Raw genomic sequence first — 13,803 nt, 5'->3', positions numbered from 1 at the left:
CTCGCCTATTTCCCCGCTTTTCCGGACTTGTCCATGGTACCCTGCCCCACCCCGCCATTTTCAACGGATGCGTCTTTGGCATGTTCCGGCTGCACGGCCAGATCGTCCTTGGCCGCAAGCGCGGCGCGGCCGCGCGGACCGTTGAAGTATTCCTGGATCCACGGATGATCGAGCGCGAGCAGTTCGGGGATCGTGCCGCAGGCGATCACCTCCTTGTCCGCCAATACCGCCACCCTGTCGCAGATCGCATAGAGCGTGTCGAGGTCGTGGGTGATAAGGAAGATGGTGAGCCCCAGCGTTTCCTTCAGCTCGCGCGTCAGGCTGTCGAACGCAGCGGCGCTGATCGGGTCGAGCCCGGCGGTCGGCTCGTCGAGGAACAGCAGTTCGGGATCGAGCGCGAGCGCGCGGGCCAGGCCGGCCCGTTTGCGCATGCCGCCCGAAAGCTCGCTGGGATACTTGTAGGCGGCCTCTTCCGGTAGGCCGGAGAGCTTGACCTTGAAGCGCGCGATCTCTCCGCGCAGGTGATCGGAAATCTCAGGGTAGAACTGCTTGAGCGGAACTTCGACGTTCTCGCCCACCGTCAGCGTCGAGAACAGCGCGCCCCCCTGGAACAGCACCCCCCAGCGCGAGCGGATGTCGATGTCATCGTCTTCCTCGCGCGCCATCATGTCGCGACCCAGCACGGTGATCTCGCCGGCGCTCGGCTTCTGCAAGCCGATGATCGCGCGCATCAGCACGGATTTGCCCGTACCCGAGCCACCGACCACGCCGAGAATCTCCCCCTTGCGGACCTTCAGCGAAAGATTGTCGTGGATGACATGCTCGCCGAAGGCGTTGCGCAGGCCCTTGACCTCGATCGGATATTCCCCGGTATCGGTCATGCCCAGCCGATCTCCGTGAAGAAGATGGCGAAGAAGGCGTCGAGCACGATCACGGTGAAAATCGCGGTAACCACCGACTGCGTCGTGCGCTTGCCCACTTCCTCCGAATTGGAAGTGACCTGCATGCCCTGATAACACCCCGCGATCGCGACGATCAGCGCGAAGACCGGCGCCTTGATGAGTCCCACCCAGACGTCGGTGATCGGCACCACCGCCTGCGTGCGCTGCAGGAACGTCCAGAACGGGATGTCGAGCGCGAAGTTCGAGATGAAGGCGCCGCCGATGATCGCCAGCACCGCCGACCAGAAGCCGAGCAGCGGCATCATGATCATCGAGGCGAGCACGCGCGGCACCACCAGCGCCTCCATCGGCGAGACGCCGATCGTGCGCATGGCGTCGACTTCCTCGGTCAGCTTCATCGTGCCGATCTGCGCGGCGAAGGCCGAGCCCGAGCGGCCCGCGACCATGATCGCGGTCATCAGGATGCCCAGCTCGCGCATCGAGAGGCGCCCGGTGAGGTTGATCGTGTAGATCTCCGCGCCGAACTGCGCGAGCTGCACCGCGCCCTGCTGGGCGATGACGATGCCGATGAGGAAGCTCATCAGGCTGATGATCCACAACGAGTTGATCCCCACGTATTGCATGTGGTGGACCAGCGCCTTCACGCGCAGCCGCGAGGGGTGGCGGATGATGGTGCCCAGCGCGAAGATCAGCTCGCCCAGGAAGTCGAGCGCCCGCACCGCGCCCCCGCCCCAGCCGCTGACGACCTGACCGAGATCCTCGGCGGTGCGTACGATCAGCGGCGGCCGCGCTTCCGGTTCCGCCTCCTTCCCCTCGACGCTGCCGATCGCGGCGAAGAGGCGCCGGGCCTGCCCGCTGGCGTTGACGATTTCGAGCCCGCGCCGGTCGGCGAAGCGCGAGACGAGCCAGGCGCCGGTCGTATCGATTTCGGTGACACCGGCCATGTCGATCCGGTCGAACCTGCCGGCCAGCGCCTCCAGCTTGTCCTCGAGATCGCCCAGCGAATGGATGCGCAGAGGCCCGTGCAGCGCCAGGGTCGGGACGCCGCCATCGTCGCTTTCCGACAGGGTAAATTCAGCCCATTCCCGCATGCGCGCCCGTATTGAGGCAAAATCCGTGGACCGGCAAGTGGTTCCCCTGATGCGACGACGTGTTCGAAGCGCCACACTCGCAGGCAACTCGGGCGAAACCAAGGCATACGAAGAAGGCCGCGCGCGACTGGCAACTTGCACCCGGCCCCGGTCGCTGGCAAAGCCCCGCGCCATGACTGACAGCGCTCTCGACAAGACTTTCGACCCCGCCCCGATCGAGGCAAAGTGGTACGCTCACTGGGAGGAAAACGGCCTGTTCCGTCCCGAGCGGCCGGACGCCCAGCCTTTCACCATCGTCAACCCGCCGCCGAACGTGACGGGCAGCCTGCACATCGGCCACGCGCTCGACAACACACTGCAGGACGTGGTGATCCGCTACGAGCGCCTGCGCGGCAAGGACGCGCTGTGGGTGGTGGGCACCGACCACGCGGGCATCGCCACGCAGATGGTGGTCGAGCGCCAGATGGAAGCGCGGCAGGACAAGCGCACCAACTACACGCGCGAAGAGTTCATCGACAAGGTCTGGGAATGGAAGCACGAGAGCGGCGGGACCATCACCCGCCAGCTCCGCCGCCTCGGCTGCTCGATGGACTGGTCGCGCGAGCAGTTCACCATGGACCCGCACTTTACGAAAGCGGTGGTGAAGGTCTTCGTCGACCTCTACAACGAGGGCCTGATCTACCGTGACAAGCGGCTGGTGAACTGGGACCCCAGGCTCAAGACCGCGATCAGCGACCTCGAGGTGGAAACGCGCGAGACGCAGGGCGGCTTCTGGCACTTCAGGTATCCGCTGGCGGACGGCGTCAGGACCGCCGAGGGCGCGGACCACATCGTCGTCGCCACCACACGGCCCGAGACGATGCTGGCCGACATGGCCGTCGCCGTTCATCCCGAAGACCCGCGCTACAAGGACGTGATCGGCAAGGACATCCTCCAGCCCATCACCGGCCGCCGCTTCAAGGTCGTGGGCGACGAGCACGCCGATCCCGAGCTGGGCAGCGGCGCGGTGAAGATCACGCCGGGGCATGACTTCAACGACTTCGACGTGGGCAAGCGCGCCGGGATCAGGCCGGCGGACATGCTCAACATGTTCGATGCCGAGGCCAATGTGGTGCAGACGGCGGATGGGCTTATTCCCGAGCGCTTCCTTGGCTTGCATCGTTTCCGCAAAGACGGCGTCGATGGCGCCCGCGAGCTGGTCATCGCCGAAATGAAGCCGGACTTCCTCGTCCCTTACGTGGATAAGGAAGGCAACGAGCACGAGGCCGAGCCGCGCACGATCCAGACACCCTTCGGCGACCGCGGCGGCGTGGTAATCGAGCCGTGGCTGACCGACCAGTGGTACGTCGATGCCGAGACTTTGGCGAAACCGGCGATCGAGGCGGTGCGCTCTGGCGCGATCGAGATCGTGCCGAAGACGTGGGAAAAGACGTTCTTCAACTGGATGGAGAATATCCAGCCTTGGTGTGTGTCACGCCAGTTGTGGTGGGGGCATCAGGTGCCAGTATGGTATGGCACCAAGAATGAAGTTTTGAACTCGCCAGACTTCAATTTCGTAATGGGGGGACCCGGCTTCGTATTCTCACAAGGGCATTACATTGCCGCGTATGGGAAAGATGACGCGCGACAAAAGTTTGCCTCTTACTACGGAGTCGCACCGGACCAGATTGTATTCGCAGATGAAGTGTCAGATCCAGCCGAGCTATTCAGTTCAAAAGAAAAGCCTGTGATCCGTCAAGAACCCGACGTCCTCGACACCTGGTTCTCCTCCGCCCTCTGGCCCTTCGCCACGCTCGGCTGGCCGGAAGAGCAAAATCCTCCCCCCTCGGGGGAGGTGGCAGCGCGCAGCGCTGACGGCGGGGGCGCGGCAAGGCGCGATCTCACCGCCGGACCAGACCCCTCCACCACCCGCTTCGCGGGCGGTCCCCCTCCCCCGGTGGGGGAGGATCGGGCTTCCCTCCTCTCCCGCCATTACCCCAACGACCTGCTGATCTCCGGCTTCGACATCCTGTTCTTCTGGGACGCACGCATGGCGATGCAGGGCATTCACTTCATGAAGGACGCGCCGTGGCGGCGGCTCTACCTGCATGGCCTCGTGCGCGCGGCGGACGGGCAGAAGATGTCCAAGTCCAAGGGCAACGTGGTCGATCCGCTGGGCCTCATCGACAAATACGGCGCCGACGCGCTGCGCTTCTTCATGGCCGCCATGGAGAGCCAGGGCCGCGATGTGAAGATGGACGAGAAGCGCGTCGAGGGTTACCGCAACTTCGCCACCAAGCTGTGGAACGCCGCGCGCTTCTGCCAGTCGAACGGCATCGGCGCGAGCACCTCGGTCGCCGCGCCCGAGGCCACGCTGGCGGTCAACAAGTGGATCATCGGCGAAGTGGTCGAGACGCTGGCCGAACTCGACAAGGCCATGGCCGACCTGCGCTTCGACGCGGCTGCCCATGCGATCTATCATTTCGTCTGGGATCAGTTCTGCGACTGGTACATCGAACTGGTGAAGGGCAACTTCGACGAGGAGACCAAGCTGGTCGCCGGCTGGGTGCTCGACCAGATCCTCGTCATGCTGCACCCTTTCATGCCCTTCGTCACCGAAGAGCTATGGAGCAAGATGGGTGAGCGGCCCGGCTATCCGCTGATTACCGCCAAGTGGCCGGAGCCGAATGCATCGGTTGATGCCGTTGCCAAGGCCGAAGTCGAATGGCTGATCGCCCTGATCGGCAACCTGCGCGGCGCAAAGGCCGAACTCGGGATAGCTCCGGGCGCGCGCCTGACCGCCTACCTTGCCGACCCGAGCGAGGCCACCAGAGCGATCGTCGAACGCAACGGCGCGGCTATCGACCGGCTGGCGCGCCTCGATGCGATCCGGTTCGAAGCGCCCCCGGGTGGCGCGATGCTGCAAGTCGGCGCGGGTGATGCCATGCTGGCGATCCCCCTCGAAGGCGTGATCGACATCGCCGCCGAGAAGGCCCGCCTCGAAAAGGCCCTCGCCGCCGCGCAGAAGGAAGCCAAATCGCTCGAAGGGCGCCTGTCGAACCCCAAGTTCGTCGAGAAGGCCAAGCCCGAGGCGGTCGAGAAGGCCCGCGCCGATCACGCGCACCACGCGGCGGAGGCGGAGCGGCTGGCGGCGGCGCTGGCGCGGTTGGGGTGATGGCTTTGGCTCAATAATGTTCCGTCGCCCCTGCGCAGGCAGGGGCCCAACTGACCTGGCACTCTCGTCCCAACGTCGGCGTGCTGTAGAAAGTTCGGTTGGGCCCCTGCCTGCGCAGGGGCGACGGGGGGGATGAGGCCGCGGCGCATTTGCATTTTCCTAGTGACGCCCCGTCTGCCACTGTCGCCCGATGACCATTCTCCCCCGCCCGAACAACGCCAATCCGGCGCAAGGTGAAACCTCTTCCGCTGGACCCTGTAAACCGTGTAAACCTGACCTGTAACCTTGTGTCTCTAACTCTCGCCACGACCACCCCGGGTGAACCGGAAATCTTCGCCTCGCTGCAGGGCGAAGGCCCATCCATGGGCCGGCCGAGCACGTTCGTGCGCCTCTCGCGCTGCAATCTCGCCTGCATCTGGTGCGACACCGCCTACACCTGGCGCTTCGAGGGCGACAACCGGCCGCACCGCGACGGCCTTTCCTTCGAGCGCAAGGCCAACCAGATCGTGCTTGGTGAGGAAGACGTGGCGGAGCGCATCGCCGCCCTGCCTCCGGACCGCCTCGTCGTGACCGGAGGCGAGCCGCTGCTGCAGGGCGCGGCGCTCGCGCGGATGATCGGGGCTCTCGATGCCTCGCGCCCCGGCATGCACATCGAGATCGAGACCAACGGCACGGTGGCCCCGCATCCGGCGCTCGATCACCGGGTCCACCAGTATAACGTCAGCCCCAAGCTCGCCCACAGCGGCAATCCGGCGGACCTCGCGCTGATCCCGGAACGCCTTGCCGCCTGGGCCGCCGAAGCGCGCGCCTGGTTCAAGTTCGTGATCGCCTCGCCGGAGGATGTCGAAGAAGTGCGCGCGCTCCAGCAAGCCCACGCCATTCCGGGCTCGCGTATCTTTCTGATGCCCGAGGGACGCTCCAGCGATGTCATTCGCGCGCGCTCGGCATGGCTCGCAGAAATCTGCGGAGAGCTGGGCTATCGCTTCACCGATCGCTTGCACATCCACCTGTGGGGCGACACGAGAGGCACATGACCGAAGCGCCCCCGATCCCGGCCGGCGAGATCGAGCCGGAGGCCTCCGGCTCGTCAGCGATACGCGGCGACCTGACCCAGGGGCCGATCTTCCGGACGCTGATGCTGTTCTCGATCCCGATGCTGCTCGCCAACATCCTCCAGACGCTCAACGGGTCGGTCAACGCGATCTGGGTCGGACGCCTGATCGGTGAGAGCGCGCTGGTGGCAACGGCCAATGCGAACCTGGTGATGTTCCTGCTCTTCGCGGCGGTGTTCGGCTTCGGCATGGCGACGACGGTGCGCGTGGGCCAGCATTTCGGCGCTCGGAAGATCGACGCAGCACGCAGCGCCTTCGGCACGGGCGTGGGATTTTGCGTCTTGCTGTCCGCAGGCGTGGGACTGGCCGGATGGCTGACGACGCCTTGGCTGCTGCATCTGCTCGGTACGCCGGAAGCCAGCCTGCTGCAGGCCATGGCCTATCTGCGGGTCGTCTTCGTCACCATGCCGCTGGGCGCGGCCTCGACGATGATCTCGATGGGCTTGCGCGGCACGGGCGACTCGCGCACGCCGCTCTATGCGATGATCCTCACCGTCGCGCTCGACATCGTGCTCAACCCGCTGCTGATCCGCGGCCTGGGACCGTTGCCGTCGCTGGGGATCGCCGGTTCGGCCCTTGCCACCGCCATCGCCAATTTCGCCGGTTGCGCATACCAGGTCTGGCGTATCTACCGCCGCGACCTGCCGCTGCGTCTGCGCGGCGAGGAACTCGGTTACCTCGTGCCCCGGCGCGAGGAACTCGGCTATGTGGTGAGCAAGGGTCTGCCGATGGGCGCGCAGATGCTGATCTCCACGTCGGCGGGGCTGGTCATGATCGGCCTCGTCAACCGCGAAGGCCTGAACGTAGCGGCTGCCTATGGGGCCTCGCTGCAACTGTGGAACTACCTGCAGATGCCGGCCTTCGCGCTCAGTTCTGCGGTGTCCGCGATGGTGGCGCAGACAATCGGCGCGCGCGATCACGCGCGGGTGGACAAGGTGACGCGGGTAGGCATCGCGAGCAACCTGGGGCTGACGAGCGCGATCGCCACGCTGATCGTGGTCTTCGATCACCCGCTCCTGGCCCTCTTCCTCGGCGGCGACAGCCCGGCCATGCCGATGGCCGAGCATATTCAGCTGATCTGCACGACCTCCTTCGTGATCGTGAGCGTCACCATGGTCCTCATCGGGACGCTGCGCGCCTATGGCGTGGTGATGGCGCCTCTGGTGATCATGTTTCTCGGGCTCTACCCGGGCCGGATCGGCTTCTATGCCATTGCCTATCCGTACATCGGCGGAGAGGCCCTGTGGTGGGCCTACCCCATCGGCTCAGCCGTGACGGTGGCGGTGACGGTGCTCTACTACCGCCGCGGGAAGTGGCGGCGGGACGAGGCGCTTTAGGGGACTATAGCGAATTGCGCAAAATCAGAGTCAGGTCGATGCAGATCAAGCGCATGATGCTCTAGCGCCCCTGGGCGCGCCAGCGCCGGACGGTCCGCTGCACCATCTCCTCCTCGCCGCCGGTGCTGTTCCAGAGCTGGGTGAAGGACGGGTCGTCGGAGGCGGGACGCCTGAATTCTTCGAGATCATCGAAGGAGACGCGCGTCGGGATGGTCACGCCTTCGCCGCAGATGATGCACTCGCGGTTGCGCAGCGCCGGAATGGAATCGAGAAAGCCGCGCGCGCCTTCGGGCATCGCCCCGCGCACGAAGGCCTGATCGCGGTCGTTATTGAGGCGCATCGCGATGATCGTGCCGCACTGCGACAGCACGCCCTCGGCAAGGTCGGACGGCCGCTGGGTAATGAGGCCGAGCGAAATGCCGTACTTGCGGCCTTCCTTGGCGATCCGCGACAGCACGCGCCCGACCGACGAGCCATCGGCGTTCTTTTCGTTGGGGACGTAGCGGTGGGCCTCTTCGCAGACGATCAGGATCGGCCGCGTCTTCTCCTCGCGCGACCAGACCGCGAAGTCGAAGACAAGGCGGCTGAGCACCGCGACGACCGTCGAAGTGATGTCCGAAGGCACGCCCGAGACGTCGATGATCGAGATCGGCTTGCCGCGAGAGGGCAGGCGGAACAGCCTCGATATGAAGTCAGCCATCGTATCGCCAACGAGCATGCCGGAGAACATGAAATGGTAGCGCGGATCGCCCTTGAGTTCGTCGAGCCGGTTGCGGATACGCATGTAGGACGCGCTGGAATGCCCCTTGTCGAGCTTGCCCATCGCGTTGTTGATGCTGCTGCCCAGGTCCGAGAGCAGGTAGGGGATCGGCGAATCCACCGTGATCTTGCCCACCGTCTCCGCCAGCCGGTTCTTCATCCGCGCCTCGAGCAGGCACTTGGCCAGAATTTCGGCATCGAGTTGGCGATCGTCCCCGCGCGAGGTGAGCAATATCTCGCAATGCTCCTCGAAGTTCATCAGCCAGTAGGGCATCTGCAGGTTGGAGACGTCGAGGATCACCCCTGTCTCGCGGAACGCCGCCGAGTACTCACCATGCGGATCGATCATGATGATGTGGCCTTCGGGCGCGTGCTCGCAGATCCGGTGCAGGATCAGGGCCGCGCTGGTCGACTTGCCGGTGCCGGTCGAACCCAGCAGCGCGAAGTGCTTGCTGAGCAGCGCGTCGACAAAAAGGCCGGCGCGGATGTTCCTGGTGGGATAGACGTTGCCGATCTGGATCGCGCTGCGCCCGTCGCTCGCATAGATCTGCCGCAGATCCTCGCTCGTCGCCGGATAGACGGGAGCGCCCGGAACCGGATAGAAGGTAACCCCGCGACGAAAGCTGTGGATGCGTTTCGTCAGGCGTTCTTCCTCGCCTTCGCCGAGGAAGTCCGCGTCGGCGACGATGCCGCCGGGAATTGAATGGTCCTGCTTCTGGCTGCGGATGCTGGCGAGCAGCCAGCCGGTACCGACACGAAGCTTGACCTGGCTGCCCACCTGTCCCGACAACGCCACGGTCGCATCGCCGTCCATGGCGACTTCGGCCAGTCTTTCGGTATCCAGTGCGATACGGCTGCCCGCGCCGCCGACCTCGATGACGATGCCGATCGGCGCCTGCCCGTTCTCGCTCGTTCCGGCGCGGCCGTCCGGAGCGCCGGTCCCCTCGGTAGCAGTCGCCTGGGTGAAGCCGTCGATACGCATCTGGTTCATGTGGCACCGGTAAATCGCTGTTGCCCTTGACTAGGGGCGGCCGGTTAACATCGCGCTAAAGAACCGCCCGAAAAGACGGCTCCCGCGGATCAGATCAGCGCGAACAGGCGCCCGGCAAGCCATCCCATCCCGACCGAGACAAAGACCGCAAGCAGGCCATAGGCAAAACCGTAGCCTTCGGCGAAATTCGCAACCGCACGTTCGAATCCGAGCTTGCGGACTTCGACCCGGCTGCTGGCGGAAGCGACGACCCGGCCATCGGAAATAGCGAAAGTCTCGGCGGTATAGGTGCCGATCGGCACGCTTGACGGCAGATCGATGCGCGCCTGGTAGAGCACCTGTTCGCTCACCTGCACGCCGCCCTCTTCCTGGCGGTAGAGGCCGTTCTTGCGATTGAGCTCGACCAGTCCGGCGGAAAAGCGCGCCTGTTCATCGGGGTTGATGGCGCCGATCGGCGAAAGCTGAAGCCACTGCAGGCCCAGTTCATAGATCGCGGCGGTCTTGTCGTCGACAATCTCGGAGATCGGCCGGGTGGAGGCGATGGCGTAGTAGGACGGCGCGGACCGGAACTCGGTGCTTGCGGCGTTGATCCAGATGCCGGCCACCTTTTCCTTCTCGCGCAGGACGATAGACTGGGTCGGCCCCTTGAGAACAACGACGATGTCGTAATCCTGCGCGGCACGCGAGCCTTCGGGCGTGAGGATCGCGCCGAAGAGCAGCAGCTCGGTCCCGGTGAAGCCTTGCTGGAGATCGACTTCATGCTGCGATACTTCGGGCACAAGGATCGGGTCACGCGCGGCGCTCAGCATGACGAGAGCGACAAGGGCCAGCAAGGCCCTCACAGCGGCGCAGCCGTGTAGATGTCACCCGGCCGGTAGCCCAGCCCGAGCGCCATGCGCCCTGCCACCAGCAGGACAATGACGGCCAGGACCAGACGCAACCGCACGGGGCTCGCTTTCTGCGCGAACTGCGCGCCCAGTTGCGCGCCGGTCACCGAACCCAGCAGCAACAGCGACGCGAGGACGATGTCGACGGCCCGCGTCGTCAGCGCGTGCATCATCGTCGTCGCCATGGTGACGAAAAGAATCTGGAACAGCGACGTGCCGACCACGACATTTGCGCTCATGCCGAGGATGTAGAGCATGGCGGGCACCAGAATGAACCCGCCGCCGATGCCCATCAGCATGGTGAGAATACCAGTGGCGACCCCCAGAAGCAGCGGCGCCAGCGGCGAGATGTAGAGGCCCGAGCGGTAGAAGCGCCAGCGCATCGGCAGGCTCGCCACCATCGGGTGATGGCGGCGCTTGCGGGCGGCAAGCGGGACGCCGCTGCGCTCGGCAAGGATCGTCTGGATGCTCTCCTTGGCCATGAGTCCGCCGATAGAGCCCAGCAGGAGCACATAGAGAATGTTGATGACCGTATCGATCTGACCCAGTCGTTCGAGCAGATTGAACAGAAGCGCGCCGATTCCGGTGCCGAAGATGCCTCCCGCCACCATCACCGAGCCCATCTGGTAGTCGACGCCGCCGCTGCGTGTATGGGCAAAGACGCCGGAAACGCTGGCGCCGGTAACCTGGCTGGCCGCCGATGCGGCGGCAACGGTGGGCGGGATGCCGTAGAAGATCATCAGCGGCGTCGTCAGGAACCCCCCGCCCACGCCGAACATGCCCGACAGGATACCCGTCAGCGCGCCAAGCGCGACGATGACCAGGCCATTGACCGAAAGGTTGGCGATGGGAAGATAGACGTCCATTGCTACGTTCTCGCTACCGCAGCATGGGGACGGAGAAAAGCAGCGATTCAGAAACCTGCGGAAAGAGTGATCGCGGGACCCGATCCCGGCTTTGCATTACCCGCGACACGGAACCTCCAGTCGAGCGCGACGCGGCCGTAGGTGCCCCGGCCCAGCGGCATCGAGATCGTCGCGGACGGCCCCAGGTCGAGGCGCCCTGCCCCCTTCTGCACGCCGCCCCAGACAGCCCCTCCCAGGCGCGCGTCGACGGCGCCCAGCCGATAGAGGGAACGATCGAATCGGAACTGGCCGTCCGCGAAAGGCGTTGCGAACATGCCGCCGACATATCCCGCCTGGGCATAGGCCTCGCCGCGCATCGCCAGCGGCAGCTCGAACGGCGGCAGTTCGGTCACGGCCATGACCGCCGGGTGGAAACGGCGCATCCCGGCATGGTCGGTCATCCGCGCTTCGACCGCCGCAACCACCGGCAGCGACGGCATGGGCCGGGCCGCAACGCCGAGAGCGGCGGATGTCTCGCGCAACTGCCCGAGCGTGGAGGTCGTACGCAAGTAGGCGGTCGGGCGATAGCGGCTGCGCGGCGCGATACGGTATCTCAGCACCGCCCCCGCCTGGCTTGCGCCATATGTCGCGGGCAAGGCGCCGGAGACAAGCGCGCCGCCTCCCCCGCTCCGCATCAGCGACCAGGCATCAGCGGACCAGCGCCGGGGCCTTCCGCTCTCTTGTCCCCCACTTGCGGTCGTCCCGCCCGTCGCCGCGACCGGCGGCGGCGAAGGCTGGGCGGCCAGAGCGAAGATGGGCGGCAACCAGGGATAGTCGGAAAGGCGGGGCTCGTGCCGGCTGGCATTCATCGCAAAAGTGTCGCGCCTGTCCGCAGACGGCGGCGCGAACATTCTTGCCGACGGTCCCCAGCTATGCGCCGCCAGCTCCCGGAACGCGGAAGAGGCGTGCCCCGCGCGGGCGCCCGGCGAACGGACCGCCCCGGAAACAGCCCGAGGTACCGCGACGTAGCCGGTGGAGTGCGGGACCGCGCCCGAGCCGGGCAGAGATTGCGCTCCGATCACGGTATCGAACACGAACCCGCCCCGCAGCGCACCGGCCACGCCCGCGCCATGTTCGCTCGCCGCCGCTGCCTTGACCAGCACGGGCGGCTCCCAGGTCGTCAGCCTGCCGCCGATCCAACCTCCCAGCACCGCCAGCAGCGCGACGAGCGGCTGTCCTCGCACGCCGCTCACCCCGACACTCCGGCTTCGGAGCCGGCAGGATGGACATCATGCCGCGTCTTGTCCCAGGCGATCGCTCCGCCGCGAAGGGTCCGGACGTAGCGAGCGAGCGCGCGGCGGCCGGCCATGATGACGATAATGTTGGCGACCGGCATTCGCAGCACGGCGCGCATGCCCTCGGTCCATCCATATTCGCGCGCGGTGAAGACCATGCGGCAGGTGCCGCGCCACAGCAGGCTTGCGAGACAGAGCAACAGCATGGCCTTCAGCGTGGGCGATATGGCCATTTCGGAGCGCCAGCCATAGAACCAGGCGAAGCCGAGCAGCCCCTCGATCACCACCAGCGCATATCCGCAGGTCAGGACGATGGCGGTCAGCGGCCCCCGCCGATCGCGCAAGGCCATCCCCAGTCGGAAAACTTGGTCGCCCAGCCAAGCCGGTCCCAGCCCTGAAACGCAATGCCGTGCATCCAGCGGGTCTTCTGGCGCACCGAATTCGCGAGGCTGGCGGGGAAGTACGCGCGTGTCGCGACAAGCTGCGCGTCCTCGTCGCGAATACGCAGGAACCGCGAGTGTCCGCCTTCGCGCCAGACCAGTACACCCAGCTCATAGTCCTCGGTCAGGCATTCGGCAGCGAAAGGCCCCGCTCCGCCCTCGGCGCGGCGCCTCTCGGCAATCAGCGCAAGGATGTCCCGCGAGAACCCGCAGGCAACGCCCGCCGCCGGAATCGCTGCCCCCAGCGCATCGCGAACGACCAGCGACTTGGCATGGGCTTCGGTGAATTCGTCGGAGTAATGCCCTCCGACCCAGCGCGAGTGCGGTTGCGGCTCCGGGCGGACGGGCAGTTGCACGAAGTCCGCGCTCGAAAGCGCGGAGTCGATGACTGCCAGCTCCGCCGGGTGGACCATATCCTCCGAATCGTGCAAGACGACGCTCTTGAAGCGGTAGCCATATCGTCGTTCGTCGTCGCAAAGGGCGGTGTAGAGGCGGTTCAGGCAATCCGCTTTGGTCGTAGGCCCGGCATTCTCGTGGATGACGACCCGGATACGCGGATCATTGCCGGCTCCGGCCATGGCAGCCGATACCGTCGCCGGGTCGTTGCCATAGCAACCGACGTAGAGGGTGAAGTCATCTTGCTGCCAGACGGACAGAGCATGGTGAACGGTATGGCCAATGACCTGTTCTTCCTGCCAGGCGGCGATCAGGATCGCCGCGCGTCCTTCCAGCGGTGCACTGCCGCGTTCGTGCGAAATCCGCTCCGTGCGCGCTTTCCCCGTCAGTTTCAGCCATATCCAGCACAAATCGAGCGCCATGTCGTCAACCGCACCGACAAGAAACCAGAAGGCGGTGAACAGCAGCATTTCCTACTCGACAAGTTGCAGAAATTTAATCGTGTATTGAACAACATCTCCAAAATGCACGAAGCCCCCCATCCGCACTAAACTTTCTGCACAGAAAGACATTCCTTTACTGGCAGGATATTCC

At 65.5% G+C, this 13,803-nt stretch carries 11 protein-coding genes; 3 read left to right on the top strand and 8 right to left on the bottom strand.

The window, feature by feature from the left end:
• Nucleotides 1-5: 5 nt before the first annotated feature.
• The gene (locus tag IEX32_RS07285) at nt 6-881 is read right to left on the bottom strand and encodes an ABC transporter ATP-binding protein (RefSeq protein ID WP_188769974.1); all 876 of its coding nucleotides are present in this window, start codon (nt 879-881) and stop codon (nt 6-8) included.
• Complete coding sequence (locus IEX32_RS07280) at nt 878-1,993, bottom strand: ABC transporter permease (RefSeq protein ID WP_188769973.1); 1,116 nt, start codon at nt 1,991-1,993, stop codon at nt 878-880. Before IEX32_RS07280 ends, IEX32_RS07285 begins: the two co-directional genes overlap by 4 nt.
• A gap of 172 nt (nt 1,994-2,165) precedes the next feature.
• On the opposite strand from IEX32_RS07280, the gene IEX32_RS07275 reads away from it, so the two are divergent.
• The 3 genes from IEX32_RS07275 (at nt 2,166) to IEX32_RS07265 (ending at nt 7,596) form a co-directional block, all read left to right on the top strand.
• Nucleotides 2,166-5,147: a valine--tRNA ligase gene (locus tag IEX32_RS07275; RefSeq protein ID WP_188769970.1), complete on the top strand. Its 2,982-nt coding sequence runs from the start codon at nt 2,166-2,168 to the stop codon at nt 5,145-5,147.
• Between the two features lie 287 nt (nt 5,148-5,434).
• Complete coding sequence (locus IEX32_RS07270) at nt 5,435-6,181, top strand: 7-carboxy-7-deazaguanine synthase QueE (RefSeq protein ID WP_188769968.1); 747 nt, start codon at nt 5,435-5,437, stop codon at nt 6,179-6,181.
• Nucleotides 6,178-7,596 carry an MATE family efflux transporter gene (locus tag IEX32_RS07265; protein WP_188769966.1) on the top strand — a complete coding sequence of 473 codons (1,419 nt, stop codon included), beginning with the start codon at nt 6,178-6,180 and terminating at the stop codon, nt 7,594-7,596. The genes IEX32_RS07270 and IEX32_RS07265 overlap by 4 nt, the downstream gene beginning before the upstream one ends.
• Nucleotides 7,597-7,657: 61 nt before the next feature.
• On the opposite strand, the gene IEX32_RS07260 is transcribed toward IEX32_RS07265, so the two are convergent.
• The 6 genes from IEX32_RS07260 to IEX32_RS07240 all read right to left on the bottom strand — a co-directional run bounded on the left by IEX32_RS07260 (nt 7,658) and on the right by IEX32_RS07240 (nt 13,679).
• On the bottom strand, nt 7,658-9,346 hold the full coding sequence (locus IEX32_RS07260) for an ATP-binding protein (RefSeq protein WP_188769965.1): 1,689 nt from the start codon (nt 9,344-9,346) through the stop codon (nt 7,658-7,660).
• Between the two features lie 89 nt (nt 9,347-9,435).
• A complete protein-coding gene (locus tag IEX32_RS07255; protein WP_373285423.1) occupies nt 9,436-10,188 on the bottom strand; it encodes a TIGR02186 family protein in 753 nt (250 codons plus the stop codon).
• Nucleotides 10,185-11,099: a sulfite exporter TauE/SafE family protein gene (locus IEX32_RS07250; RefSeq protein WP_188769963.1), complete on the bottom strand. Its 915-nt coding sequence runs from the start codon at nt 11,097-11,099 to the stop codon at nt 10,185-10,187. Before IEX32_RS07250 ends, IEX32_RS07255 begins: the two co-directional genes overlap by 4 nt.
• Nucleotides 11,100-11,146: 47 nt before the next feature.
• Entirely contained in the window at nt 11,147-12,331 is a 1,185-nt protein-coding gene (locus tag IEX32_RS07245; protein WP_188769961.1) for a hypothetical protein, read from the bottom strand.
• Complete coding sequence (locus IEX32_RS20995; RefSeq protein WP_308421030.1) at nt 12,328-12,717, bottom strand: glycosyltransferase family protein; 390 nt, start codon at nt 12,715-12,717, stop codon at nt 12,328-12,330. Before IEX32_RS20995 ends, IEX32_RS07245 begins: the two co-directional genes overlap by 4 nt.
• Entirely contained in the window at nt 12,693-13,679 is a 987-nt protein-coding gene (locus IEX32_RS07240) for a glycosyltransferase (protein ID WP_308421029.1), read from the bottom strand. Before IEX32_RS07240 ends, IEX32_RS20995 begins: the two co-directional genes overlap by 25 nt.
• Nucleotides 13,680-13,803: the final 124 nt, after the last annotated feature.

The sequence above is a fragment of the Novosphingobium endophyticum genome, from assembly GCF_014640675.1.
Taxonomy (GTDB): domain Bacteria; phylum Pseudomonadota; class Alphaproteobacteria; order Sphingomonadales; family Sphingomonadaceae; genus Novosphingobium; species Novosphingobium endophyticum.
The sequence above is the reverse complement of the archived record's forward strand: the minus strand, read 5'-3'. Positions and strand labels throughout refer to the sequence as shown.

Excerpts from the sequence above, each read along its gene's own strand:
- IEX32_RS07285 (WP_188769974.1), bottom strand. The coding sequence starts at position 881 with ATGACCGATACCGGGGAATATCCGATCGAGGTCAAGGGCCTGCGCAAC.
- IEX32_RS07280 (WP_188769973.1), bottom strand. The coding sequence starts at position 1,993 with ATGCGGGAATGGGCTGAATTTACCCTGTCGGAAAGCGACGATGGCGGC.
- IEX32_RS07275 (WP_188769970.1), top strand. The coding sequence starts at position 2,166 with ATGACTGACAGCGCTCTCGACAAGACTTTCGACCCCGCCCCGATCGAG.
- IEX32_RS07265 (WP_188769966.1), top strand. The coding sequence starts at position 6,178 with ATGACCGAAGCGCCCCCGATCCCGGCCGGCGAGATCGAGCCGGAGGCC.
- IEX32_RS07260 (WP_188769965.1), bottom strand. The coding sequence starts at position 9,346 with ATGAACCAGATGCGTATCGACGGCTTCACCCAGGCGACTGCTACCGAG.
- IEX32_RS07250 (WP_188769963.1), bottom strand. The coding sequence starts at position 11,099 with ATGGACGTCTATCTTCCCATCGCCAACCTTTCGGTCAATGGCCTGGTC.
- IEX32_RS07240 (WP_308421029.1), bottom strand. The coding sequence starts at position 13,679 with ATGCTGCTGTTCACCGCCTTCTGGTTTCTTGTCGGTGCGGTTGACGAC.